Origin of the sequence: Compostimonas suwonensis (assembly GCF_002797855.1) — a bacterium.
Classification (GTDB): Bacteria; Actinomycetota; Actinomycetes; order Actinomycetales; family Microbacteriaceae; genus Compostimonas; species Compostimonas suwonensis.
This window is the reverse complement of the sequence record NZ_PGFB01000003.1, coordinates 400,753-423,139: the sequence shown is the minus strand read 5'-3', so window position 1 is coordinate 423,139 and position 22,387 is coordinate 400,753. Positions and strand designations below refer to the sequence as shown.

Sequence of the window (22,387 nt, the reverse complement as noted above, 5' to 3'; positions counted from 1 at the left end):
CCGCTCTGACGAGCCCCGGCGCGGCTACTGCTGCGAGCCGGAGCGCCCCGACAGCGCGACCGCATCGGTCGCGGCCGCTCGCCCGGATTCCTTCACGGGGAGGATCGCGGCCGCGGACACGAGCATCACCGCCGCGCTCACCACGAAGAGCGCCGGGTAGCCGCTCACCGCGATCACGGATGCCGCGACGAGCGGCGCAATCGCCTGCCCCACGTTCGTCGCGAAGTTGACGATGCCGAGGCCACGAGCCGCGTGCTCGTCCGGTGCGGGCAGCACCTGGCTCGCCAGCGCGGTGCCGCACGCGATCGCCAGACCCATGGCCGCGCCCATGCAGGCCGCCAGCACGAGGATGCCCTCGGTCGTGGGCATGACCAGCGGGATCACGTTCGCCCCGACGACGAGCGCGCAGGCCACGAGGATGAACGGCTTGCGACGACCGAGCCGGTCGCTGAGCCATCCGCCGGCCAGGACCGCGACGACCACACCCGCACCGCCGACGACGGTCGCACGGCCGACCAGCTCGGCGGCCTCTGCGGGGCCGACGCCCACGTAGTCGGTCAGGACGTAGAGGAGGTAGCCGTAGACGCTGCCGTAGGCGATGGCGAAGCCGAGGCGCCACAGGAGGACCCAGAGGAAGTCCGGGTGACGCCGCGGATCGACGAGGAACCCGCCGAGGAACACCCTCAGCCGGAACGGCTCGCGCTCGCGCGCCCCCGACGGCTCGCGCCCCTCCGGCTCCCGGAGGATCACCGCGAACAGCACCACGGCCACGATGACGGCCGCCGCCAGCAGCCAATACCCCGCGGCAGGCTCTGCGGAGAACCGTCCCACCGCCACGACGCCGATCGCGCCGCCGACGATCGCCGACATCCCGAGGACACCGGCGACGCTCCCCCGTCGGCGCGCCGGAAACGCATCGACCAGATATACGGATGAGGCGATGTCGAGCCCGTTGAGCGAGAACTGGCCGACCGCCCACAGCACGGTCAGAGCGGCCACGGTCTCGGCGCCGCCCATGGCTCCGACGGTCGCTCCGCCGACCACCGCACCGGCGAGCATCCACGGCACGCGGCGCCCCCAGCGCGTCCTGGTGCGGTCGCTGAGCGCCCCGAAGACGGGCTGGGCGAGAGCGGTCACGGCGAAGGAGACCGAGGTCACCACGGCGAGCGCGGCGACCTTGCCCTCCGGATCGATCTCGGCGAGCTGAGCGGGAAGCAGCACCGACAGCACACCCGAGTACAGCGCGAACAGGGCGACGCTCACGACGGCGAGGCCGACGAGCAGCCCCCAGCCCCTCGCCTCGATCGCCCGCACGGTCCACATTGTGCCATCCACGAGCCCGTTGCGGGTGACCGGCTCCCCGCACGTCGCACGCGGGCAGGGCGTTTGTCGCGGCATCCGTGTTCTTCTGGGAGAGTGACATCCATGGACTATGTGATCGCGATCTGCGGGGCCGTCGGCGGCTGGCTGCTCGTGGCCGGCCCGATCTACCAGGCCGCGATCGAGCTGAGGGAGCAGGAGTTCGACAGGGATCAGATCGAGCAGGCGGTATCCGCAGTCGCATCGCCGCCGAGGCTCTCGCCGTGGTGGTGGCTGCTTCCGCCCGTGGCCTACGTGCTCCAGCGGCGGAGGGCCCGCGACCACAGCGAGGCCCTTATGCGCGCTCTCAAACCCGAGCAGCGGATGCAGGCGCTCAGCTTCGTCAACAAAGCGACCGGCTGGCTCATCGTCGCCTTCGGAGCCTTTCTCATCGCCTTCAAGGAGACCTGGGAGACGACGGAGCTCTTCGAGTGGCCGTGGTGGGTCTTCGCAGTGCTCGTTGTGCTCATCTCGCTGCTGTGCGTGGGGCACGCGACCTTCCGGCTGGTGCTGACCGATCGGGCTCTGAAAAGGGCGGAGGATGCCGCGCCCGCTGATTCCCCGGCATCCTGAGCGACCGCCCGATGACCGGAGAAGCAGTGCTGCCCATCGAGCTCGATCAGGTGACGAAGCGATACGGGGACCGCACGGTGCTTCGCGAGGTCGACCTCGCCCTGGCACCTGGAACGTCCTTCGTCATCGAAGGGGCCAACGGCTCGGGAAAGTCCACGCTGCTCCGCCTGATCGCCGGAGTCGCGCAGCCGACGTCGGGGCGGCTGCGCGGTATCCCCCGACGTGTCGGCTACCTGCCGGAGCGCTTCACTCCCCCACCGCTCATGCGGGCGGATGCGTATCTGAGACACATCGGGCGGATCAGCGGCCTGACCACGGCTCGGGCCCGTGCTCGCACCGAGGAGCTGATGGAGCTGCTCGTCATCCGGCCGACCCCGCGGCATCGACTCGGCACACTGAGCAAGGGCAATCTGCAGAAGGTCGGGATCGCACAGGTCTTTGTGGCCGACCACGAGCTCATCGTGCTCGACGAGCCGAGGACGGGCCTGGAGATCTCGGCCTGGCCGACGCTCTCGCAGCTCATCCGTGATCGTGCCGCGCAAGGCGGCCTCGTCGTCTCGACCGAGCACGAGCCCGGCGTGATCGACGATGCGCAGAACCTCCTCCGGGTGAACGAGGGACGGGTCGCGACTGCGGAGGCGCGCCAACGCACACCCCGGTCCCGACGCTTCCGGATCCTGGCCCGGCCGACCGGGACCGATCCCGCTGGGCGCCTGCCCCCGCTCAGCGAATTCCGCACAGCACAGGTCGACGCGCCCACGGATGCGCGCACGAGCGCCGACCTCCACTCCGACGAGGTGCGCATCCGCGTCGAGGCCGCCGAGAAGGACGCCCTCCTCCTCGAGCTCCTGCAGAGCGGCTGGAGTGTGACAGACGTGCGCTCAGAGGACGGCGATGCTTAGCGACGTCCGGTACACGGTCACCCGCTGCAGCCTCTCGCAGCTCTGGGTGCCGCCGTGGCTCGTCTTCCTGCTCGCGATCGCAATCGCCTACCCGCCTCAGGCGCCGGCGGTCGACTCGCTCAGCCTCGGTGCGATTCTGCTCCTGCCGGTCTCCGCCTGGCTCGCGCTGGCGACCCTCAACAGCGAGCCCGCCTCGCAGAAGGCGTCGCTCGGCGCTGCTCAGGGCGGACCGGTCCGTCACCGGATCGCACTGCTCCTCGGGGCGCTTCTGGCCGCTCTCGCCCTGGCGCCGCTCTCGATCGTCTACGCCTACCTCCACGACCCGTCGGGGCTGCAGGCAGGCGGGTTGATGCTCGCCATCCTGGCTCACCTCGTCGCGTGCATCACGGGGGTGACCATCGCCGCCGCGCTCTCCCGCCCCCTCGTCCAACGAATCGGCTTCACACTCGTCTGGGCGCTCCTGATCGTCCTCGCCCTGATCACGATCCCGCACCTTCCGCCCCTGCGGCTCACGATCGAACTGCTGGAGACCCCGGATGCCGGTGCGCCCGAGCTGCTCGTCGCCGTGCTCGTCACCCTCGCCACCGCTGTCGCAGCCGGCCTGCTCTGGTGGTGGACCTCGATCCTCGCGAAGCGCCGTAGCTGAGGCCGCGACGGATCGGCATGCACAGCGGCGCGTCGACCGATGCATCGAGTACTGAGGGAAAGTCGTGCAGACTCGTTACGACTGCCGATGCCAGACGAGGAGCGCCCATGACCGAGAGACCGAGAGTGCTGTTCGTGTGCGTCCACAACGCCGGGCGAAGCCAGATGGCGGCCGGCTACGCGCGCGCCCTGTCCGACGGCGCCGTCGAGGTGCGGTCGGGCGGCTCCGAGCCGGGCGACCAGATCAATCCGGTCGCGATCGCGGCCATGGCCGAGGAGGGCATCGACATCTCCGAGGGCGTGCCGCAGCTGATGACGACGGAGGCGGTGCGCGACTCCGATGTCGTCATCACGATGGGCTGTGGGGACGTCTGCCCGATCTTCCCGGGAAAACGGTACGAGGATTGGGATCTCACCGACCCGAGCGGGCTCCCGATCGATCGCGTGCGGCCGATCCGAGACGAGATCAAGCGCCGCGTCGAGCTGCTTCTCCGAGGGCTGCTGAACAACCCGCCTCGATGAATCCGGTACCCCCGGTGGGACTCGAACCCTCCTACCTCCCCCCGGACTAGCACGAGCCAACACTTAAGTGGCTGGTTATAGAGCTATTTTGAATCACTGGGATAGACCCGGATCATGTCACTACTCGCCCGAGTGTTGTCAAATTGTTGTCGCGCGGGCGGACTTTTTGCCGACCGGCGCATCGGGATCGCTGATGCGCGTCGCCAACCACTCGTCCAAGTCGTCTGCGTAGAACGCATTCAGCCGGCCCTGCTTGTACGCCTTCGGCCCACGCCGCTCGTGCAGCAGGTTCCGCAACGTCTGCTCGGCAAGTCCGCAGTACTCCGCAGCACGGCGGGTGGTTAATATAGGGCCTTTCCGCAGGAGTCGCATAGCTCAACGGTACCCACCTGCAACTTCACTTCAAGCTCCTCTGACGATCGCGGAACCACTCGAACACGAGACGGCCATCGAGGAACAACTGAATAGGCTGCGAGTCCGAGGAGACGCGGCCCTCCTCGAGCTTTCCAATGTCAGGATCAACAACAGCGCCCGCCGACAGATGCACGAGCTCCGGACCGTTCTCACCAACGATCGCGATACCAGAGCCAGTGATTCTGCCACCGTCTGCGAGCATCGGAATGTTCGGAATCGACAGGTCGATACCGATCGCCCCACCGACCGCGCCGGCCACTCCGTTGATGCCGTCGATGATCCCGTTCACGAGCGATGAGATGCTGTTGATCACCCCGCGCACTACGTTGACCACGCCGTTGAAAGCGCTGGCTACGATGTCCGCGATCCCGTTGAAAGCCGAAGAGAACGCGCCCCGAATCGTGTTGATCGTGCCGATGATGCCGTCCCATATCCCGCTAAAGAACGACGAGATCCCGGACCAAATTCCGTTCCACACCGAGGCGATCGCGGCCCCCACGGCAGCGATCACGTTCTGCACCGTGGTGATATAGCTGGTGACAAAGGCAACGATCCCGTTCCAGATCCCCATCACGAAGTCAGCGATGCCCTGCCACAGCCCGTTCCACCATGCGGCGATCGCAGCGCCGATGATCTGCATGCCGAGAAGGAAAAGGTTGAATCCGTCTGTGATCCAGCCGACGAATCCGTTCCAGACATCGGTGACGAATCCGAGGAAGCCCGACCAGACACCGTTCCACCAGCCGGCGAAGCCTTCCATCACGCCGACGATCCAGCCGACGAATCCGTTCCATGTGTCGGTGAGGAAGTTGACGACGGTGTCCCAGTTCATGACCAGGAGCACGATCGCGGCCACGAGCGCGATCACCGCGAGGATGATCCAGGTGACTGGCGAGGCGTACATCGCAGCGTTCACGGCCCACTGAGTCACCGCGAGGACGACGAACGCAGCAGCCAGAGCACCCACTCCAACGGCGATGATGCCGAAGAGGCCTTGGTTATCGCCGACCCATTCGCCGATGTCTTCGAGGAACGGCATGATGCCGGTGAGGGCGTCGCCGAGTCCGGTAAAGATCGCGGTGGCGAGCGGTTCGATCGCGACCATGGCCTGGTTCATGACCATCTGCCACTTCTCAGCGAAGTCAGCCGTGTCCTCACCAACACCGAGAATCGTGTCCCCGGTCGCACCGGTGGACGCCATGAGTTCGTCCATGTTCAGCACGCCGGACTGCAACGCGCCAACGAACTGCGCGGCACCCTTCGTACCGAACACCTGGGAGGCGAGGTCCAGCGCGGACGCCTGATCCCCCGTGTCAACGAAGCCCTGCAGCTCGCCGACGACCCGCCGGTACGCCTCGGCTGGCTGCTCACCATCTTTCGCGAGCGTGACCATACCCTTGGACATCGACGCCATGATCGCGCTGGAGTTCAGGCCAGCCTTGTCGAACGTGCCGACCATCGCGACGGTGTCTTCGAAACTGAAACCGAGGGTCTGCATCGCGGGCGCGACGGCCTGCGCTCCCGACGCGAGCTGGTTGAGCCCCACACCGGTCGCCTGCGACACCTGAAAGAGGGTATCCATCGCGGTCGAGACGCCGTCGCCGGAGATCTCGAACGCGTTAAACGCGGCCGACGTCGAGTCGATGTCGACGTCCTCGCCGAGAATGCGTCCCGCTTCGAGATACTGCGACGCGACCGTCTCCAGGGCGTCGCCCGACAGACCGAGCCGCTGGTTCAGTCCAGAGACGACGGGCCCGATCTTGTCGAACTCCGCCGGCACCGTCGAGCCGACGTCCTTCGCGATGTCGACGAGCCCGTCGAGCGCGTCGCCCTGAGCGCCGGTCTCCGTGCGGATCGTGTCAGTCAGGTCATCGAAAGTCGCACCGACGTCGTAGAGGCCCTTGAACGCCGCCCCGGCCGCGACACCGATACCGGCGGCAGCCAGTCCCGCCTTGGCAGCCTTCGAGTACCGGCCGGCTGCCTTGTCGCCTTCCTTCTCGACAGTGGACGACGCACCCACAAACTGGTCAGCGACGCTCTTCTCGACACCCTCAAGAGTCGGAACTACCCGAATCCAGGTCGTCGCGAGCTCGTAGCCTTCTGCTGCCATGACGGTTCCCTTCAGCGCGCCGTCTAGGGCGGGCGATCTGGTGGGAACCTGTGATCGTGTGCGAGATGTTCAGTTGAGGGTGATCAGCGTCGACGCTTTGCCGGCCTGATCGAGGTGACATTGTCGGAGCGCTTCACTTGCTGCGCCTGCAGCGCCTCCTTCGCCCGAGCGGATCGAAGCTCGAGCTGCATCCGCACGCGAGGGGTGCCACCGAGATCGGCGAGTGTGCGCTGCAGGACCACCATGAATCGAAGCCCGCGGCTACGCGCCTCCGCCGTGCCAATCGCGTTCAGTCCATCGGCGTACCGGGCTTGCTCACGCGCCAGAGCGACCAGAGCGCCGTCCGAGGGCACCAGCCACTTCATAGCCGCGATCGCCGCGTCGAGCGCCTCAGAGAGCGGGCCAGGCGGCTCGGTGGATGCCAACGCGGCGGCCACGGCCTCGCGCTCCGCGGCCCTCTTCCGTTCACGGTGGGCCCGTGAGTACTCGCGCTGCTTCGCGCGCCGTTCCTCGGACTGCTCACGCATCTCACGCCGCTTTCGTTCAGTTCAGATTCGGATGGGGGAGATCACTGCCGGTGGAATGTTCTGGGGTGGTGGTCGTAGAGATTCGAACCCCCTATGGGTGCGGGCGACAGATCCGAGACCAGGCGTGATCTGTCGCCCGCGTGCTGCACCGTCAGCTCATCCAGAGAACACCCGGTGCAGCAGCTTGCTACTCGTCGTCGTCGAGAGTGATCTTGACGATCGCTTCGGGGCGGTAGACGGACAGGCCGAAGCGTCCTTCGACGCGGGCCTTGATCTGGTTCTTCTCGAAGAGCACTCCGGAGCGGTCCCAGTCGACCTGCACTCCGCGGGTGTCGCGGTCGACGGTGGCTGCGTCGAGGTCGAGCGCGAGCGCGGTGCCCTGGGGCAGGCCCGGGGAGGTGACTACCTGGGAGCCCCACACCTTGCGCTGTGCGCGGTCGATGGGGCCGCCGAGGTCGAAGGTGCCGGAGGTGCCGGCGCGGGTCGTCTCGATGGCTGCCCAGTCGTTGGGGTTGAGGATGTAGACGTCGGTCTCATGGCCGAGCACTTCGAGCTTCGTGGCGGCCGCACGGAGAGTCGTGATGCGGTCGTCGCCGAATGCCTGCGTCTGGATGCCGGAGGTGTTCAACAGGCCCGTGAGGTGTCCCGTGGTGCCGTCTCCGGAGAGTACCTCGGCCTCGAGCTTGCGGGCCAGGCCGTAGAGCAGCTGCGACTGCAGGAACGCGGCCATCGAGTCGTTGTCTTCGAGAAGGAACTTGTCGATCGCCTCGGACAGGTGAGCGAAGACGAACAGCTCGCCGTCGGCCTTGTCAACGGTCACGACCGAGGTGGGCTTCGTGGCGCCAGGGGCGACGATCGCGGCGTTGTTCGTGAACACCGTCTGCCGCAGGTACTCCCACTTCGGGACGGCCCGCTCCGTGGTCTTGAGCACCTCGAGGATGGACTGCGGGATGCGCTGGATCTCCAGCGGACTCGTCGACTCCAGCGGCACCTGGAAGTCGACGACACCGGGCGTGAGGAATGCCTTCTGCCCGTGTGATTGCACGAGCTGCGAGACCATCCGCTTCGACGCGCTCTTGGCGCCTGCGCCCGTCAAGGCGAGGAAGCCGCCGCGGTTCTCGTTGGCGACCTCGGAGTCGACCGTGCCGGCGATGCTGTCGAAGAGCTTCTTGCTCTCGGCGGCCCGCTTCATGGACGCGGCGGCGGCCTCGCCCTCGGTCTTCATCTTCTCGACCTCGGCGAGCTCAGCTTCTGTGAGGTCGCGGCCTTCGTCCATGCACGTCTTCAGCAGTTGTTCGGTGCGGGTCTTGTAGTACTCGATCTTCTCGAGGAGATTCATGATGTGGCCTCCATAGCCTGAATCGAAGGAGCCCCGCGGTGCCGCGAGCGTCGGGGCAGAGTGAGGCGGGAGAGTCGCTACAGGCGGACGGGCTGACGCTGCGGGCATTCGACTTGGCCGTGAGGCTCCTCGTCGCTCTCCGCAGCTTGACCGCTGGCCTTCTGCTGGCACCTCACCGATGGGATTCCTCCGAGTTGACCCTTGCGGGTTCCTCCTCGTTGATCCGGGCAGATCGTGTACCTGAGCTACACAATACTCCGGTGATGCGTTAGCGCGACAGAGGTCCCCAGCGTGTCTCGTCGTACTGATCGGCGTCAGCGGGCGCGACCCACGCCCGCTCGACCGGATACCCCTGATCGTCGCGCCGCGTCACCATCAGGATGCGGCCATCGCCCGGCTCGCCGACGATGCGTTCACCTTCATCGTCGTCGCGAGCCGGGCGCCACCACCACGGCCGTGTCATCGGTTCTCCAACGAGTCGATCCGCTCATTCATCGCCAGCCAGAACGCCTCCGCCGGGACCTGACCACCCTCGATTGCGCTGAGCACCATCGTCGCCATCACGGATACGAAGGCGGGGATCTCATCGACGGGCAACGACATGAGTACCGCGTTCACTCCCTCGGCGTCCTGCGCGTCGAACGCTCGAACGAACGCCACTGCCGATCGTGCCGCATCGAAGTCGTCCCGACCAAGCTCAGCCACGTCGCGCCTCGTGCTCTCGGATCTGCTTCGCCGCGGCGACCAGTCCCACCTTCCAGTTCTCCCCATGCACCTCACGCAGCACCGTAGACGTCATCGCGCACACGCCAGCAATCAACTCGACCATATCGAGACCATCCGCACGCTTCGAGCACTCCGCCACGATCCGACTCACCCGCTTCTGATCGAGATTGTTCACCGCGATCACCAGTTCCATCACCTTCGACACCGGCACATATCTACTCACTACGATGCCTTCCTTCCGCTTCCCGGCTTTCGAACAGGCCAGCTCACCACTCGTGGAGCTTCGCCATCATCGGCTGTCCTGTCATCTGTCTCTGTACCTGTCACTGTCTCTGTCCTTTCCTGTCCTACGTCACGCGTAACGGAATCCGTTACGTCGTCAGTTACGACTTCCGATCTGGGGCGCTCTTTCTTGCCCTTCCGACCCTGAGCCTCACGCCACTTCTGCTGGCGCTCCCTTGCCTGCTTCTTGCGGTGCTCAATGGTGGATGCGAGTTCCTGGCCCATCGCCTCCCAGTCAGGAACGCACACGGAATCGCTACTTGGAACCCTCGCCCACAACCCCATGTCGATCAGCTCGCTCAGCGTCGCGGAATCGACCCCCTCAGGATGAAAGAACCGCAGGGAACGGCGATTCAACAGACCATCCGTTCCCTGCTCGTTCGACCACATGAGCGAGCCGCAGAATGTCCGGTAGGCGCGATCGCTGAGCGCGTCGAATCTTGGGTCAGTCAGCCACTCGGCCGGGAGTCGTGCGTCAGTCACCGCGGGCACCGCTGGAAGCACGGCTCGCGATCGGCGTGCTCGGTGTGGCGACGATCGGTAGGGCACTCATCGCCTTCTCGATGTTCCCCATCGACGGACGCACATAGTGGCGCAACGTAGCCGGAGACGCATGCCGCATCGCCTGCTGCACCGTCAACAGATCAGCCCCAGCCTCCACAAGCTCAGTAGCGAACCACGCACGAAGGTTGTGCGGCCGATGACCCGTGATCCCCGTTCGATCGATGAGCTGCCCCACGGTGTTCGAGACCGATGACGGCTTGAGATGAGTGCCCTTCCTGGACTTCGTGCCCGGGAACCACCACCCCTCACGCGGGAATGACTGCGCGAGATCCCAGACCATCGGATGCAGAGGCCGCCACACCTCCACGCCGCCTTTCGCTTCCCGGGTGATGATCCGCCGCTCCACCCAGTCAATGTTGTCGCCGGCGACAGCTGCGATCTCGACTGCCCGAAACCCTTGATAGGCGGCGAGGAGAACCATCATGCGTGTGCGCCTGTACATCGGCTGCGCCAGGATGCGTTCGAGCTCAGCTGTCGTGAACGGGTTCGCTTCCGTCCGCGGCACACGACTGCGCGGGAGGCGCGTGGCCGGGTTGTCAGCTCGCAAGCCGGCGTCCTGCAGCGTCGTGTACAGGGTGTGGAGAAAGCTCTTATATCCCTGTCGTGTCTTCGGGCTGAGATCGGGGCGTGAGAGCCAGCTCATCAGATCCTGTCGGGACGCTTCGATTGCGGGTTTCCCGATGTGCCGCACGTAGTGGCGGTACATGATCTCTCGTTCTCGAACAGTGCGCGGCCGACACCCAGCGGCGAGCATCTCGGTCCGCCACACCTCGAAGACCGCGTCGTCGTCGATTGCCTCTGCGTAGGCGCGGAGAGCGGTCACGTTGCCGTTCACGCAGACACCTCGGTTCCCGCGTTCATGGTCTCGCCCAGTACCACTAGTGCCGCGATCGCCTCGACAAAGCGCCTCGCATCGCCCAGTTCGATCTCACGAGCAAGGTGATCGATATAGAGCCTCCATTCGCCCTCGAGGTCGTTCAGATCAAAAGCGCCGGCGAATCGCCCCGAGATGTCGACCCTCCGGAACCAAAATGACCCGTCGGTGTCCGTCACGTCTTCGACAACGGGTTGCGGTACGACCCCCCTAATCCGGTCGACCTCGGCGGACGCCGCGAGCAGAATCCACGCAGCTGCGCGAGCGTCGTCCGGATCTAGCTTGTCGAATTCCCCGAAGACTTCGACCTTCGGTGAGCCGATCTCGGCCTCGCCATCACGGATGATGTCTTCGCGAGCGATCCACACCTCGAACGAGGCATCGCAGTTCAAGGTCGCCGTGTTCGTGCTGTGGCTTGTTGTCAGAACCCCAGGTTCCGCCATCACCTCGTCAACGCCATGCACGAGCCCCCTGGCAGTGATCGTGCACCAGGACGGACATCCAGTCAGCATCGTGTCGTTGGAATGCGTAGAATTGCTCATGATCATTTCTCCTTCATGGTGAAATCTGGCCCGGTGTTCCCGCACCGGGCATTTTTCTTCTGCTTGGCTTGGTCTTTCGCCCGGTCACTGAACTGACGCAGTGCTGATGCGTTCAGAAGCTTCCAGCCATTCGATGACGTCACGCTCCCGATAGACCACAGTGCGCGCCGTCGGCTTGAGGAACTTCGGGCCCCTCCCCTTGAACCGCAGCTGCGACAGGTTCGACTTCGTCATGCCCGGAACCAAGTCGCAAACCTGATCGGGAGTGAGGTAGACGGCGCGCTGCTCGGGCGACACGTCTGGATGAGTGACAGACATACACGGTTCCTCTCAAATGAAGTAACCCGAATTCGGGGTACTCGAACATTAACGCGGATTGTGATTTACGTCAAGGACACTGATCATGGATACTTGATGACTGTGACTACCGATTCGAGCAGTCCCGTGTCCGTCGCCGCTGCGATAGGTATCGTTGTTCGGCGACTGCGGAGAGAGAACAGCATCAGCCGCGACTCGCTAGCGCGTGCAGGCGCCCAATTCGGAGTCGGCTGGGGCATCACGACGATCGAAAACATCGAGGCAGGTCGCTTCGCGCCCACTATCCCCACCCTGTACGTGCTCTGCCGGGCATTGACCTACCTGTCACGTGACCAAACTTTCGGCCTGCTCGATTTGCTCCCAACGGAGGGAGATCTCGAGGTTGCCACAGGGTTCGTGGTTCCGGCTGCTCGCCTCAGACGCTTCCTGGGTGATACGAACGTTCTGGAGAGCCTGGACGACGGACTAGATGAGCACCTCCGAATGCTCGGAGGGCCAAAGACGCCACCATCGCTTGCTGAATCGAGGGCGGCAAAGAAGCTGGGAATCGACGTGTCCACATTGCAGCGCCTCGCAAGAGATCGATTCACGGGCGACACCCTCGACCAAGTAGTGAGCCAGAGCGCTGGGCCTGGTGCGAGTCCGCAGGCGCGTGGCCACGAGACGAGGTACTACGTTCAGGAACTCGCCAACCATATCGACTATCTGAAGCGGACTGATCAGTGGGACAAATGGGTGGGCGATCAGCATGGGTAGCATCCACGCCTATACGACGTCTCAAGGCGAACGCTACCGAGTCGCCTACCGTAAGCCAGACCACTCCCAAGGATCGAAACGGGGCTTCACAACGAAGCGTGAGGCAAGGCTTTTTCTCGCATCCGTCGATGTCGCTCAAGCGCGTGGCGAGTTCGTCGATCCGGCTGCAGCTAGAACGACGATCGCTGAGCTCGGGCCGGCGTGGCTCGCTCGGAGGAGGCATCTCAAGGCGTCCTACTACCGATCCCTCGAGTCGGCGTGGCGCGTGCACGTAGAACCGACGTGGGGGGAGTTCCCGGTCGGCCGCATCCAGTTCACCGATGTGCAGGCGTGGGTCAGCAAGCTCGCGGCCTCGCACTCCTCAACAACGGTGTCGAGGAACTACGGAGTCCTCGCTGGCATCCTCGACGACGCCGTGACCGATCGCAGGCTCCCCCGCAACCCGGCACGCGGCGCGTCCCTCCCACGCAGGACGAAGAAGCGCCGCGTCTACCTCACCCACACTCAGGTCCAGATCCTCGCCGACAGCGCCGGCGATAAACGCACCCTGGTCTACACACTCGCCTACACGGGACTTCGATGGGGTGAGGCAACAGGACTCCCTGTGCGTGACGTTGACCCCCTGAGGCGCCGACTGACGGTCAACGAGAACGCCGTGAACGTGGGCGGCCGGATCATCGTTGGGACTCCCAAATCGCACGAGGTGCGATCCGTGCCATTCCCCGCATTCCTCGCGTCTCTGCTCGCGGGCGAGAGCGCAGGGAAGCAGCCTGAGCAGCTCGTCTTTGGTGACGGCGAGCGACACCTGCGATCCCCAGACAGTCGCGACGGATGGTTTGTGAATGCGATCGCTCGCGCAAAGCTCACCGACAAGGACTTTCCAACGCTCACGATCCACGATCTAAGACACACTGCGGCGAGCCTCGCGATCAGCGCCGGCGCGAACGTGAAAGCCGTTCAGAGAATGCTCGGACACGCGTCGGCCGCGATGACCCTCGACACCTACGCGGACCTCTTCGACGACGATCTAGACGCCGTTGCGACCGCACTCAATCAGGTGAAGATGAGCACGGTTGTTGTCGAACTGTTGTCACAGCGGCCAGCGAAGGCGCTACAGATCCGCTGACATCCGCGTGATTCCGGTCGGCGAGCGGCCCTATCGTCGGTACCCCCGGTGGGACTCGAACCCACACTCGGACGATTTTAAGTCGTCTGCCTCTGCCGATTGGGCTACGGGGGCGTACGGGTCAACCCTAATCGCGGGTCGCCCGATGCACAGAGAGCCCCGGCATCCGCAGCGGGATGTCGGGGCTCTTCTGACGAAAAACTAACTACTTGCTGCTCGGCACCGGATCGCCGGCCATCGGCTGCGGTGCGCCCTCGGGGGCCTCGTGGCCGACGGGGGCGTCCTTCTTCGTGGAGGCCGGAGCCTTCTTCGCCGGGGCGGCGGGAGCGGCAGGGGCCGCCTCGGCCGGGGGCTTCGGGCGGGAGGCGAACTCCTCGAAGACGGCGCGCGGCGACTGCAGGCCGGGCAGCGAGACGATGTCGCGGCCGAGGAAGAAGTTGAGGATCCATCCCCAGATCACGCGCCATTTGCGCTCCCAGCTCGGCATCGCGAGGCCGTGGTAGCCGCGGTGCATGAACCAGGCGATGAGGCCCTTGAACGACATCTTGCCCGACTGGAAGACGCCCACGCCGAGGCCGAGGCCGGCGACCGCGCCCATGTTCTTGTGGAAGTACTCCTTGGGGCCTTCGCCGCGGAGAACGGCGACGAGGTTCTTGGCGAGCAGCTTGCCCTGGCGAACGGCGTGCTGGGCGTTGGGCACCGTGAAGCCGCCCACACCGCCGCCGGTCAGGTCGGGCACGGCCGCGACGTCGCCGGCACCCCAGGCGTCGGGGATGAACTCGTCGGCCGTGCCCACGCGCAGGTCGGCGCGCACCTGCAGACGGCCGCGCTCCTCGATGGGGAGGTCGGTGTTGCGCACGACGCCCGGGTTGGCCATGACGCCGGCGGTCCAGACGATGAGGTCGGATTCGAAGGTCTCGCCGGTCGACATCTCGATGACGCCGTCGACGGCCGACTTGAGCTGCGTGTCGAGGTGCACCTCGGCCCCGCGCTGCGCGAGGTTCTTGAGCACCCAGTGGCTCGTCTCGAGCGACACCTCGGGCATGATGCGGCCCATCGCCTCGATGAGGTGGAAGTGCGTGTCGTCGAAGCTCAGCTGCGGGTAGAACTTCAGCAGCGCGCTCGCGAAGGAGCGCAGCTCGGCGAAGATCTCGATGCCGGCGAAGCCGCCGCCGACGACCGTGAAGGTCAGCAGGCGGTCGCGCTCGGGGCCGGCGGGCAGGGATGCCGCCTTGTCGAAGTTGCCGAGCACACGGTCGCGGATCGCGACAGCCTCCTCGATCGTCTTGAGGCCGATCGCCTGGTCGGCGACACCCGGGATCGGGAAGGTGCGCGAGACGGCGCCCGCCGTGACCACGACGATGTCGTACTCGAACTCCCACGGCTCGCCCACGGACGGCGTGATCGTCGCCGTCTTCTTCGCGTGGTCGATGTAGGTGACCTTCGCCGTGATGACCTCGGTCTTCTTGAGGTGCCGGCGCTGCGCGACGACCGCGTGACGCGGCTCGATGGAGCCCGCGGCCACCTCGGGGAGGAACGGCTGGTAGGTCATGTAGGGCAGGGGGTCGACAACGGTGACCTCGGCTTCGCCCGGGCGCAGCCATTTCTCGAGCTTCCACGCGGTATAGAAACCGGCGTATCCGCCTCCGACAATCAAGATTTTGGGCACGGTAATGCGTCTCCAATTACGTCTGAGTATGCGAACAATCTACTACTTGCCCCGCACTCGTCTGAAATGGCGGGTCGCGCCGATTCCAGCGAGGGTTCCGAGAGTCAGGAAACCCATCAGAACTGCGAGGGGAATACTCACGTCGCGCACGAGTGCTGGTGGCACCACGAGCAACGACCCGGCGTTGACCCGCTCCGGGGGCGGAGAGGGAAGAGGTGTGGCCACGGCGGTGCTGGGCGGCTCCGTGGACGGCGTCTCGGGCGCCTCGGCACGCCGGTAGACCCGGATCCACTCGGCGAGGGCATCCGTGGGATTCGTCGTGACGGAAGGCACCTCGGCGGTGACGGCCGCCTGCGCGTTGATGAGGCCGTAGCCGTAGATCGGGCTCGGGATCTGGTCGCCGACGGGCGTCGCCGTGGCCACCACGCGGTTGATGACGTTGCCCGCGTCGAGGTCGGGGTACGCCGCTCGCACGAGCGCGAAGAGACCGGAGACGAGGGGCGCGGCGCCGCTCGTGCCCTCCCAGATGCCGTAGGAGCCGCCCGGGAGCACGCCGACGAGCTCCTCGCTCGGCGCGGCCACCGAGATCGTGATGCCCTGCGAGGAGGCGTCGAAGCTCGCCCCCCGGCTGCGGTCGACCCCGGCGATCGTGACCACCCCCGGGATCGTGGCGGGCGCACCCACCTCGGTCGTGCCGCTCCCCCGGTTGCCGGCGGCCGCGACGATGATCACGTCGTGCTCGAAGGCGTAGAGGAAGGCGTCGTCCCAGCTCTCCGGCCACTGCAGGCTGTTGCGGGTGAGCGACATGTTGATGATGTCGGCGCCGTTGTCGACCGACCATCGCACGGCCTCGGCGATCTGGTCGTCGGTGCTCTTCGTCGCATCCGACTGCCCGAGCGCCACCGAGACGGCGAGCAGCGAGGCCTCCGGGGCGACGCCGATGACCCCGTTGCCCGGGCCGGTGCCGCGGCCGGCGAGCAGCGAGGCGACGAGCGTGCCGTGGTCGCTGTTCTCGCCGACGGGGGTCTGGCCGTTCGGGGAGCCGATCCCCGAGACATCCGTGCCGCCCACGACCGCGCCGGCCAGGTCGGGCACGCTCGCGTCGACGCCCGTGTCGATGACCGCCACGGTCACGCCCGCGCCCTTCGTCGTGTTCCAGGCCTCGGTGAAGCCGTAGTCGTTCAGCCAGTACTCGCGATCGCGAACCGGGTCGGCGACGGCGGGAGAGGCCCCGGCGAAAGCGGCTGCGAGCCCCAGGGCACCCGCCAGGGCGAGCCGGATGACACGACCGCGGCCGCGCGTCCGTGACACCGTTCCCGACCCGCACGCGCCGCTCACTAGGGCGCCCAGTCGGCCCGTTCGAGGGCGATGTCGCCGATCGGATTGACCCCGGGGCCCGCCGCGAGGGCGTGAGCCGCGAGGGCGTGCAGGCATTTGACGCGCGTGGGCATGCCGCCGGCCGAGATGCCGTCGATCTCGGGGATGTCCTCGATCGTGCCGCGATCGGCGAGGTAGGCCTCGTGCGCCCGCGCGTAGGCCGCCCGCAGCTCCTCGTCATCGGCGAGCAGATCGTTCAGCTCGTTCATCACGCCGGTCGCCTCGAGGAAGGAGATCGCCGCGACGGCACCCGGGTGGCTCAGGTAGTAGAGGGTCGGGAACGGCGTGCCGTCGTCGAGCCGCGGTGCGGTGGCGACGACGGTCGGCTCGCCCGTGCGGGTGCGCGCGGCGATGCCGAGCACTCCACGAGCGGGGCGGCCCAGCTGCGCCGAGACGGTGTCGATGTCGAGCTGGGTGACGGGGTCGAACGGCGGGGTCGTCATTGCGCGCCGCCTTCCGCCGGTGGTGCGGGCGGGGCATCCGGGGCGGGCGCATCGGCCGGCTCGTCGCTCGCGACGGCCCCCAGACCGGCCGCCATGAGCGACTGGAAGGTGGTCTGCACCCAGTCGACCGAGGTCTTCTGCAGCTCGGAGCTCACCGGCGCCGCGTCGGCGGGCGCGACGGGCGCCTGCAGGTCGTTGATCACGAGAAAACTCACTTCACCAGGCATGACGTAGTAAAGACGTTCACGCGCCTGGGAGACGATGAAGGTCTTGTCGTTCCAGCGCTCGCGCTGCGCCTGAAGCTGGGCGACGTCGGCCTTCTGGGCGGCGACGGCGTCGTTCAACTGCGAGATCTCCTGCCGCTGCTCCACGTAGACGCGCAGGCCGGGCGCCAGGATGACGATCGCCAGCACGAGCATGCCCATGACGAGCAGCGAGAAACCCGAGAGACGGATGCCGCGCAGCCAGCTTCCGGTCGGGGTCTCGGTCGAACCCAAGCGCACCGGCACCTTTCGGGTGCGCGGGGGAACTCGTGACGTGGGCAAGAGTCCTCCCCTGGTTGCGTCTGGGTTCGACCGAACCAGCTAAGCCTGGAAACGTGGGAAAGCGCTGCGACCCGCGAAGACCGCCGCGTCGCCGAGCTCCTCTTCGATCCTCAGAAGCTGATTGTACTTAGCGACGCGCTCGCTGCGGGCAGGCGCTCCGGTCTTGATCTGACCCGAGTTCGTGGCGACGGCGAGGTCGGCGATCGTCGTGTCCTCGGTCTCGCCGGAACGGTGCGAGAGCACGGCGGTGTAGCCGCTGCGCTGAGCGAGGGCCACTGCATCCAGCGTCTCGGTCAGGGTGCCGATCTGGTTGACCTTCACGAGGATCGAGTTGGCGGCGTGCTGCTCGATGCCCTTGGCGAGGCGCTTCGGGTTGGTGACGAAGAGGTCGTCGCCGACGATCTGCACCTTCGAGCCGAGCTCGGACGTGAGGTGCGCCCAGCCCTCCCAGTCGTCTTCGTCGAGGGGATCCTCGATCGTGACGAGCGGGTAGGCGGCGACGAGCTCGGCGTAGTAGGCCGAGAGGTCTTGCGCGCTGAGCTGCTTGCCCTCGAAGGTGTACGAGCCGTTGTCGAAGAACTCGCTCGAGGCGACGTCGAGGCCGAGCGCGATGTCGGTTCCCGGGGTGAAGCCGGCCGCCGTGATGGCCTCGACGAGGAGGTCGAGCGCCGCGCGGTTGCTCGACAGGTCGGGGGCGAAGCCGCCCTCGTCGCCGAGACCCGTGCTGAGGCCCTTGCCGTGCAGGAGGCTCTTGAGCGAGTGGTAGGTCTCGACGCCCCAGCGCAGGGCCTCGGAGAAGCTCTCGGCGCCGAGCGGCAGGATCATGAACTCCTGGATGTCGACGTTGCTGTCGGCGTGCGAGCCGCCGTTGATGACGTTGAGCATGGGAACGGGCAGCACGTGCGCGTTCGGCCCGCCGATGTAGCGGAAGATCGGGAGGTCGGCCGAGTCGGCGGCGGCCCGCGCGGAGGCGAGGCTCACCCCGAGGATCGCGTTGGCGCCGAGACGGGACTTGTTCTCGGTTCCGTCGAGCTCGATCATGGTGGCGTCGATGAGACGCTGGTCGGCGGCGTCGAAGCCCTCGAGCGCCGGGCCGATCTCGTCGATGACGGCGTCGACGGCCTTCAGCACGCCTTTGCCCTGGTAGCGGGACTTGTCGCCGTCGCGAAGCTCGTAGGCCTCGAAGGCTCCCGTGGATGCGCCGGAGGGCACTGCTGCGCGCGAGACGATGCCGTCTTCGAGCAGCACCTCGACCTCGACCGTGGGGTTGCCGCGCGAGTCCAGAATCTCGCGGGCGCCGATTGCCTCGATGAGAGCCACAACTATCTCCTTGGGTTCGTTTGGTGGTGGGAGAACCGGCTGGGTTCGATCCGCTGGCCAGTCTAGTGAGTGAGCGCGAACGGCGAACGACGTGCGGCCCAACTCCGCGATCTAACCCATGGCGCAACTCAAAACGACGGAGATTTCCCGTTTTCCGGCCGCATCAGGCCCGGAAAGCGCCCTTTTGGGCAAAAAGTCCGTCGTTTTGAGTGGGGGGAGGTCGTTGTGAGCGGGCAGAGCAGGGCGGCGGGTCAGGCGAGGGGCTTGAGGTCGAGCTCGGCGGCCGTGCGGGCGTCGGCGGGCACGAGGGCGAAACTGCCGAAACCGGATGCCGCGGCACGCTCCAGCACGGGCTTCAGGTTCTTGGCGCGCTTCTCGAGCCGCACGCGCCGTCCCTGCGCGACGAGCTCCGCCTTGATCGCGATGAGCCGGGCGAGCGCGTCGCCGGTGGCCTGCTCGTGCACGAGCACGACCGAGTCGCTCGCGGTCGCGGCATCCGTCTCGAGAAGGTCGACGACCCGCTCGAAGCCGATCGAGAAGCCGCAGGCCGGCACGTCCTGGCCGAGGAAACGGCCGATCATGCCGTCGTAGCGGCCGCCGCCGCCGACCGAGCTGCCGGAGCCGGGGTGCGCGATCTCGAAGATCGTGCCCGTGTAGTAGCCCATGCCGCGCACGAGCGTGGGGTCGAAGCGCAGCTTCACGCCCGTGGGCAGCGCCGTGAGGGCGTGGGCGAGGCCGTCGAGGTCGGCGACCGCGTCGGAGTCGATGTCGGGCGGCAGGATCGCGGTGATCGCCGCGACCGTGAGCTCGACCCCGCCGTCGGCGAGGTGCGGCTCGAGACCGGCGAGGATGCCGCCGAGCACGGCCGCGGCATCCGGGCCCTGCTCGGCGAGCTCGGCGACGACGCCGTCCGCGCCGATCTTGTCGAGCTTGTCGATCGAGATGAGGGCCTGCGCGTAGCGGCTCTCGTCGAAGCCGCAGTACTCGAGGATGCCGGTGAGGATGCGACGGTCGTTGATGCGGATCGTGCAGTCCTCGAGGCCCAGGGCGTCGAGGGTCGCGGCGGTCGCCGTGATGAGCTCGACCTCGGCGAGCTGGCCCGCCTCGCCGATGATGTCGATGTCGCACTGCACGAACTGCCGGTAGCGACCCTTCTGCGGCCGCTCGGCGCGCCAGACCGGGGCGATCTGAACGGCGCGGAAGACGCCCGGCAGCTCGGCGCGGTGGCTCGCGTAGAACCGCGCGAGCGGAACGGTCAGGTCGAAACGCAGGCCGAGGTCGGCGAGCGAGAGGATGTCGCCGGATGCCGCGGCCGCCTGCACCTCGTCGCCGTCGAGGCCGCGGCGCAGCACGCTGAAGCCGAGCTTCTCGTTGTCGCCGCCGAGCCCGGAGTGCAGGCGCGCGATGTCCTCCATGACGGGCGTCTCGATCTCGTCGAAGCCGTGTGCGGCGTAGCTGCGCCGGATGACGCCGAGGGCGTGCTCGCGCTTGGCCTTCTCGCTCGGCAGGAAGTCGCGCATACCGCGAGGAGGATTGATGTCACGGGCCATCCTGCAATTCTGGCACGGGCCGCACGGGTTCCGTCGGGCTCGCGACCATCCGATCCGACGCGAAACGCACAAGGGGGTGGCGCTCGATGTGACATTTGCTAGGGTGGTCATGCGTAACCAGTTCGGGGGTCAAGCTAGGAGTGGCCAGCGAGTTGGCGCGACGGACTCGACGGTGTGCGCTGCAGTGCAGGCCATCGCTCAGGGGGTCAACCGTCGCACACGCCGGCCGACGTCGGGCTTCCGGTTCGAGAGCGATTGTTTCGGGTACGGTCGCTTCTCCCTGGGCTTTTCTCCCCCGGACCCGACGTCGGCCCCATATCGGGCCGCTCAGCCGCCCGCCGCGCTCAACCGAGCCCGATGATCCCCGCGTCGCTCGCATCCGACTCGGCGTCGCGGATCTCCTCCTGCAGCCCGCGCAACGTCGAGCGCAGCGCGCGCTCGGCGTCGAGCCCGCGCGACTTCGCCGAGGCGACGATCGCCAGCAGCAGGGGGCCGAGCTCGTCCTCGCTCTCGACGGGGATGCCGCCCGTGGCATCCGCCTCGAGCACACCGATCTTCTGAGCGCGGCCGATGAGCTTGTCGGCGAGCGCGAGCGCGGGCATGCCCTGCGGGATCCCGTCGAGCACGCTCGTGCGGCCCGGCTTCTCGGCTCGCTTGAGGTCGTCCCATACGGCGACGACGTCGTCGGCCGTCTCGGCGTGCGCGTCTCCGAAGACGTGCGGATGCCGCCCCACCATCTTCTTCGTCATGTGGGCGGCCACGTCGTTGATGTCGAAGCCCTCGCCCTCGGTGTGCGCGGCGATGTCGGCGTGGAAGAGCACCTGGTAGAGCACGTCGCCGAGCTCTTCGAGCAGGTCGTCACGGGTGCCGACCTCGATCGCGTCGATGAGCTCGTGGCTCTCCTCGACGAGGTACTGCACGAGCGACTCGTGGGTCTGCTCCTCGTCCCAGGGGCAGCCTCCGGGCGCGCGCAGCCGGGCGACGACCTGCACGAGCTCGTCGAGTGCGTCGTTGGATGCCGGACGCCGCCCGGTCTCACCCGAGGAGAACTGCGGTGTGCTCATGGTCGTGCTCCAGCTCCGGCGGGGTCGTTTCCGCCTGCGTCCATCGTAGGAGCCCGAGCCGCCCGCATGGCCGGGATGCCGCGGTCACTCCCCGATGAGACCGGCGGCTCCGTCCGATCCGTCCTCCGAGAGAGCGGTCCTCCGATGGCGGAGCCCCGTGAGCAGGGTCGCGACGAGCTCGCGCACGGCGACGCGCAGATCGAGGCGCAGCGCCTGGAGCTCGGGGTGCGCCGCATAGGCCGCCGCCATTCCGGGTGAGGGCTGCGACATCGACCAGACCCCGCCGATCGCGATCGTGACACCGCCCACGAAGGTGACGGCCGCGAGCCCCGGCAGTCCGCCGACGAGGGGAGCGACGATCCCGACGAGCCGGTTCGAGTTGGCGATCGTCGTGCGCTTGTACTCGGCCGCGACGTCGGCGGAGACGTTGTGCTCCAGCACGCTGGGGGCGCTCGCGCTCAGCTCGCAGAACACACGCCGATGGGCGACGGTCTCGGCGAGCGCTGCGGCGACGATCTCGATGGTGGCCTCGGCGTTCGCGGGTGCGGGGCGCGGCACGCTCGCGAGCCGGCCGGCGAGCTCGTCGAGCCAGGCCCGGTACTCGCGGTCGTAGAGCTCGAGCAGCACGGCCTCGCGCGACTCGAAGTAGCGCAGCACGTTCGACTTGGCGAGCCCCACCTGACGTGCGAGCTCGTTGAGGCTCAGCTCGGCCACGCGTGCGCCGTCGAGCATCTCACGCGCCGTCGCGAGGATCGCCTCACGACGCTCGGCCCGCTGCTCCTCGGTTCTCGCCCGTTGGAAGGCCGCGGCGCCACTCGTCTCAGCTGTCACCGCACACCC

The 22,387-nt window shown here is 67.0% G+C and carries 25 protein-coding genes and 1 tRNA gene; 6 read left to right on the top strand and 20 right to left on the bottom strand.

Features of this window, described 5'->3' with window-relative positions; translation table 11 throughout:
- Positions 1-24 precede the first annotated feature (24 nt).
- Positions 25-1,335, bottom strand: coding sequence for an MFS transporter (locus tag CLV54_RS09790; RefSeq protein WP_157802907.1), 1,311 nt, complete (start codon positions 1,333-1,335; stop codon positions 25-27).
- Between the two features lie 90 nt (positions 1,336-1,425).
- Here CLV54_RS09790 and CLV54_RS09785 point away from each other — a divergent pair, with 90 nt between their 5' ends.
- The 4 genes from CLV54_RS09785 (at position 1,426) to CLV54_RS09770 (ending at position 4,001) form a co-directional block, all read left to right on the top strand.
- Positions 1,426-1,932 (top strand): hypothetical protein, encoded by a 507-nt coding sequence (locus CLV54_RS09785; protein ID WP_100344774.1) that lies wholly within the window; start codon positions 1,426-1,428, stop codon positions 1,930-1,932.
- Positions 1,933-1,943: 11 nt separating this feature from the next.
- On the top strand, positions 1,944-2,834 hold the full coding sequence (locus CLV54_RS09780) for an ATP-binding cassette domain-containing protein (protein ID WP_100344773.1): 891 nt from the start codon (positions 1,944-1,946) through the stop codon (positions 2,832-2,834).
- Positions 2,827-3,480 carry a hypothetical protein gene (locus tag CLV54_RS09775; RefSeq protein WP_100344772.1) on the top strand — a complete coding sequence of 218 codons (654 nt, stop codon included), beginning with the start codon at positions 2,827-2,829 and terminating at the stop codon, positions 3,478-3,480. The genes CLV54_RS09780 and CLV54_RS09775 overlap by 8 nt, the downstream gene beginning before the upstream one ends.
- Positions 3,481-3,587: 107 nt before the next feature.
- Complete coding sequence (locus tag CLV54_RS09770; RefSeq protein ID WP_100344771.1) at positions 3,588-4,001, top strand: arsenate reductase ArsC; 414 nt, start codon at positions 3,588-3,590, stop codon at positions 3,999-4,001.
- A 138-nt stretch (positions 4,002-4,139) separates the two neighbouring features.
- On the opposite strand, the gene CLV54_RS09765 is transcribed toward CLV54_RS09770, so the two are convergent.
- The 10 genes from CLV54_RS09765 to CLV54_RS09720 form a co-directional block, all read right to left on the bottom strand.
- Positions 4,140-4,373 (bottom strand): helix-turn-helix domain-containing protein, encoded by a 234-nt coding sequence (locus CLV54_RS09765; RefSeq protein WP_100344770.1) that lies wholly within the window; start codon positions 4,371-4,373, stop codon positions 4,140-4,142.
- A 25-nt stretch (positions 4,374-4,398) separates the two neighbouring features.
- Positions 4,399-6,525 (bottom strand): phage tail tape measure protein, encoded by a 2,127-nt coding sequence (locus CLV54_RS09760; protein ID WP_100344769.1) that lies wholly within the window; start codon positions 6,523-6,525, stop codon positions 4,399-4,401.
- An 83-nt stretch (positions 6,526-6,608) separates the two neighbouring features.
- On the bottom strand, positions 6,609-7,052 hold the full coding sequence (locus tag CLV54_RS09755) for a terminase small subunit (RefSeq protein ID WP_100344768.1): 444 nt from the start codon (positions 7,050-7,052) through the stop codon (positions 6,609-6,611).
- A gap of 187 nt (positions 7,053-7,239) precedes the next feature.
- Positions 7,240-8,391: a phage major capsid protein gene (locus CLV54_RS09750; protein WP_157802906.1), complete on the bottom strand. Its 1,152-nt coding sequence runs from the start codon at positions 8,389-8,391 to the stop codon at positions 7,240-7,242.
- Between the two features lie 268 nt (positions 8,392-8,659).
- Positions 8,660-8,854, bottom strand: a complete 195-nt coding sequence (locus CLV54_RS09745; protein ID WP_100344766.1) for a hypothetical protein — start codon at positions 8,852-8,854, stop codon at positions 8,660-8,662.
- Positions 8,851-9,096 carry a hypothetical protein gene (locus CLV54_RS09740; RefSeq protein WP_157802905.1) on the bottom strand — a complete coding sequence of 82 codons (246 nt, stop codon included), beginning with the start codon at positions 9,094-9,096 and terminating at the stop codon, positions 8,851-8,853. Before CLV54_RS09740 ends, CLV54_RS09745 begins: the two co-directional genes overlap by 4 nt.
- Positions 9,089-9,340, bottom strand: a complete 252-nt coding sequence (locus tag CLV54_RS09735; RefSeq protein WP_157802904.1) for a hypothetical protein — start codon at positions 9,338-9,340, stop codon at positions 9,089-9,091. Before CLV54_RS09735 ends, CLV54_RS09740 begins: the two co-directional genes overlap by 8 nt.
- Before the next feature lie 534 nt (positions 9,341-9,874).
- Positions 9,875-10,798, bottom strand: coding sequence for a tyrosine-type recombinase/integrase (locus tag CLV54_RS09730; protein ID WP_100344763.1), 924 nt, complete (start codon positions 10,796-10,798; stop codon positions 9,875-9,877).
- Positions 10,795-11,379 (bottom strand): hypothetical protein, encoded by a 585-nt coding sequence (locus CLV54_RS09725; protein WP_157802903.1) that lies wholly within the window; start codon positions 11,377-11,379, stop codon positions 10,795-10,797. Before CLV54_RS09725 ends, CLV54_RS09730 begins: the two co-directional genes overlap by 4 nt.
- Before the next feature lie 84 nt (positions 11,380-11,463).
- A complete protein-coding gene (locus CLV54_RS09720; protein ID WP_157802902.1) occupies positions 11,464-11,697 on the bottom strand; it encodes a helix-turn-helix transcriptional regulator in 234 nt (77 codons plus the stop codon).
- 96 nt (positions 11,698-11,793) lie between these two features.
- Between CLV54_RS09720 and CLV54_RS09715 the strand changes: the two genes are divergently transcribed.
- Entirely contained in the window at positions 11,794-12,453 is a 660-nt protein-coding gene (locus tag CLV54_RS09715; protein WP_157802901.1) for a helix-turn-helix transcriptional regulator, read from the top strand.
- Complete coding sequence (locus CLV54_RS09710; RefSeq protein WP_100344759.1) at positions 12,446-13,579, top strand: tyrosine-type recombinase/integrase; 1,134 nt, start codon at positions 12,446-12,448, stop codon at positions 13,577-13,579. Before CLV54_RS09715 ends, CLV54_RS09710 begins: the two co-directional genes overlap by 8 nt.
- Positions 13,580-13,619: 40 nt before the next feature.
- Here the strand turns inward: CLV54_RS09710 and CLV54_RS09705 are convergent.
- The 9 genes from CLV54_RS09705 to CLV54_RS09665 all read right to left on the bottom strand — a co-directional run bounded on the left by CLV54_RS09705 (position 13,620) and on the right by CLV54_RS09665 (position 22,378).
- Positions 13,620-13,693 (bottom strand) — tRNA-Leu (locus CLV54_RS09705).
- 91 nt (positions 13,694-13,784) lie between these two features.
- Positions 13,785-15,248, bottom strand: a complete 1,464-nt coding sequence (locus tag CLV54_RS09700) for an NAD(P)/FAD-dependent oxidoreductase (RefSeq protein ID WP_100344758.1) — start codon at positions 15,246-15,248, stop codon at positions 13,785-13,787.
- Between the two features lie 42 nt (positions 15,249-15,290).
- The gene (locus tag CLV54_RS09695; protein WP_245861559.1) at positions 15,291-16,559 is read right to left on the bottom strand and encodes a S8 family serine peptidase; all 1,269 of its coding nucleotides are present in this window, start codon (positions 16,557-16,559) and stop codon (positions 15,291-15,293) included.
- A 26-nt stretch (positions 16,560-16,585) separates the two neighbouring features.
- Positions 16,586-17,068: a DUF501 domain-containing protein gene (locus CLV54_RS09690; RefSeq protein WP_100344756.1), complete on the bottom strand. Its 483-nt coding sequence runs from the start codon at positions 17,066-17,068 to the stop codon at positions 16,586-16,588.
- Positions 17,065-17,571, bottom strand: a complete 507-nt coding sequence (locus tag CLV54_RS09685) for an FtsB family cell division protein (RefSeq protein ID WP_245861558.1) — start codon at positions 17,569-17,571, stop codon at positions 17,065-17,067. The genes CLV54_RS09690 and CLV54_RS09685 overlap by 4 nt, the downstream gene beginning before the upstream one ends.
- Before the next feature lie 81 nt (positions 17,572-17,652).
- Positions 17,653-18,933 (bottom strand): phosphopyruvate hydratase, encoded by a 1,281-nt coding sequence (gene eno, locus CLV54_RS09680; RefSeq protein ID WP_100344754.1) that lies wholly within the window; start codon positions 18,931-18,933, stop codon positions 17,653-17,655.
- A 251-nt stretch (positions 18,934-19,184) separates the two neighbouring features.
- Positions 19,185-20,483, bottom strand: a complete 1,299-nt coding sequence (hisS, locus tag CLV54_RS09675) for a histidine--tRNA ligase (RefSeq protein ID WP_100344753.1) — start codon at positions 20,481-20,483, stop codon at positions 19,185-19,187.
- Between the two features lie 344 nt (positions 20,484-20,827).
- The gene (locus CLV54_RS09670) at positions 20,828-21,547 is read right to left on the bottom strand and encodes a nucleoside triphosphate pyrophosphohydrolase (RefSeq protein ID WP_100344752.1); all 720 of its coding nucleotides are present in this window, start codon (positions 21,545-21,547) and stop codon (positions 20,828-20,830) included.
- An 84-nt stretch (positions 21,548-21,631) separates the two neighbouring features.
- Entirely contained in the window at positions 21,632-22,378 is a 747-nt protein-coding gene (locus tag CLV54_RS09665) for a TetR/AcrR family transcriptional regulator (RefSeq protein ID WP_211294508.1), read from the bottom strand.
- Positions 22,379-22,387 lie beyond the last annotated feature (9 nt).

Coding starts and splice junctions, on each gene's coding strand:
- CLV54_RS09785 (WP_100344774.1), top strand. CDS start 1,426: ATGGACTATGTGATCGCGATCTGCGGGGCCGTCGGCGGCTGGCTGCTC.
- CLV54_RS09780 (WP_100344773.1), top strand. CDS start 1,944: ATGACCGGAGAAGCAGTGCTGCCCATCGAGCTCGATCAGGTGACGAAG.
- CLV54_RS09775 (WP_100344772.1), top strand. CDS start 2,827: ATGCTTAGCGACGTCCGGTACACGGTCACCCGCTGCAGCCTCTCGCAG.
- CLV54_RS09770 (WP_100344771.1), top strand. CDS start 3,588: ATGACCGAGAGACCGAGAGTGCTGTTCGTGTGCGTCCACAACGCCGGG.
- CLV54_RS09765 (WP_100344770.1), bottom strand. CDS start 4,373: ATGCGACTCCTGCGGAAAGGCCCTATATTAACCACCCGCCGTGCTGCG.
- CLV54_RS09760 (WP_100344769.1), bottom strand. CDS start 6,525: ATGGCAGCAGAAGGCTACGAGCTCGCGACGACCTGGATTCGGGTAGTT.
- CLV54_RS09755 (WP_100344768.1), bottom strand. CDS start 7,052: ATGCGTGAGCAGTCCGAGGAACGGCGCGCGAAGCAGCGCGAGTACTCA.
- CLV54_RS09750 (WP_157802906.1), bottom strand. CDS start 8,391: ATGAATCTCCTCGAGAAGATCGAGTACTACAAGACCCGCACCGAACAA.
- CLV54_RS09745 (WP_100344766.1), bottom strand. CDS start 8,854: ATGACACGGCCGTGGTGGTGGCGCCCGGCTCGCGACGACGATGAAGGT.
- CLV54_RS09725 (WP_157802903.1), bottom strand. CDS start 11,379: ATGAGCAATTCTACGCATTCCAACGACACGATGCTGACTGGATGTCCG.
- CLV54_RS09720 (WP_157802902.1), bottom strand. CDS start 11,697: ATGTCTGTCACTCATCCAGACGTGTCGCCCGAGCAGCGCGCCGTCTAC.
- CLV54_RS09715 (WP_157802901.1), top strand. CDS start 11,794: ATGACTGTGACTACCGATTCGAGCAGTCCCGTGTCCGTCGCCGCTGCG.
- CLV54_RS09710 (WP_100344759.1), top strand. CDS start 12,446: ATGGGTAGCATCCACGCCTATACGACGTCTCAAGGCGAACGCTACCGA.
- CLV54_RS09690 (WP_100344756.1), bottom strand. CDS start 17,068: ATGACGACCCCGCCGTTCGACCCCGTCACCCAGCTCGACATCGACACC.
- hisS (WP_100344753.1), bottom strand. CDS start 20,483: ATGGCCCGTGACATCAATCCTCCTCGCGGTATGCGCGACTTCCTGCCG.
- CLV54_RS09670 (WP_100344752.1), bottom strand. CDS start 21,547: ATGAGCACACCGCAGTTCTCCTCGGGTGAGACCGGGCGGCGTCCGGCA.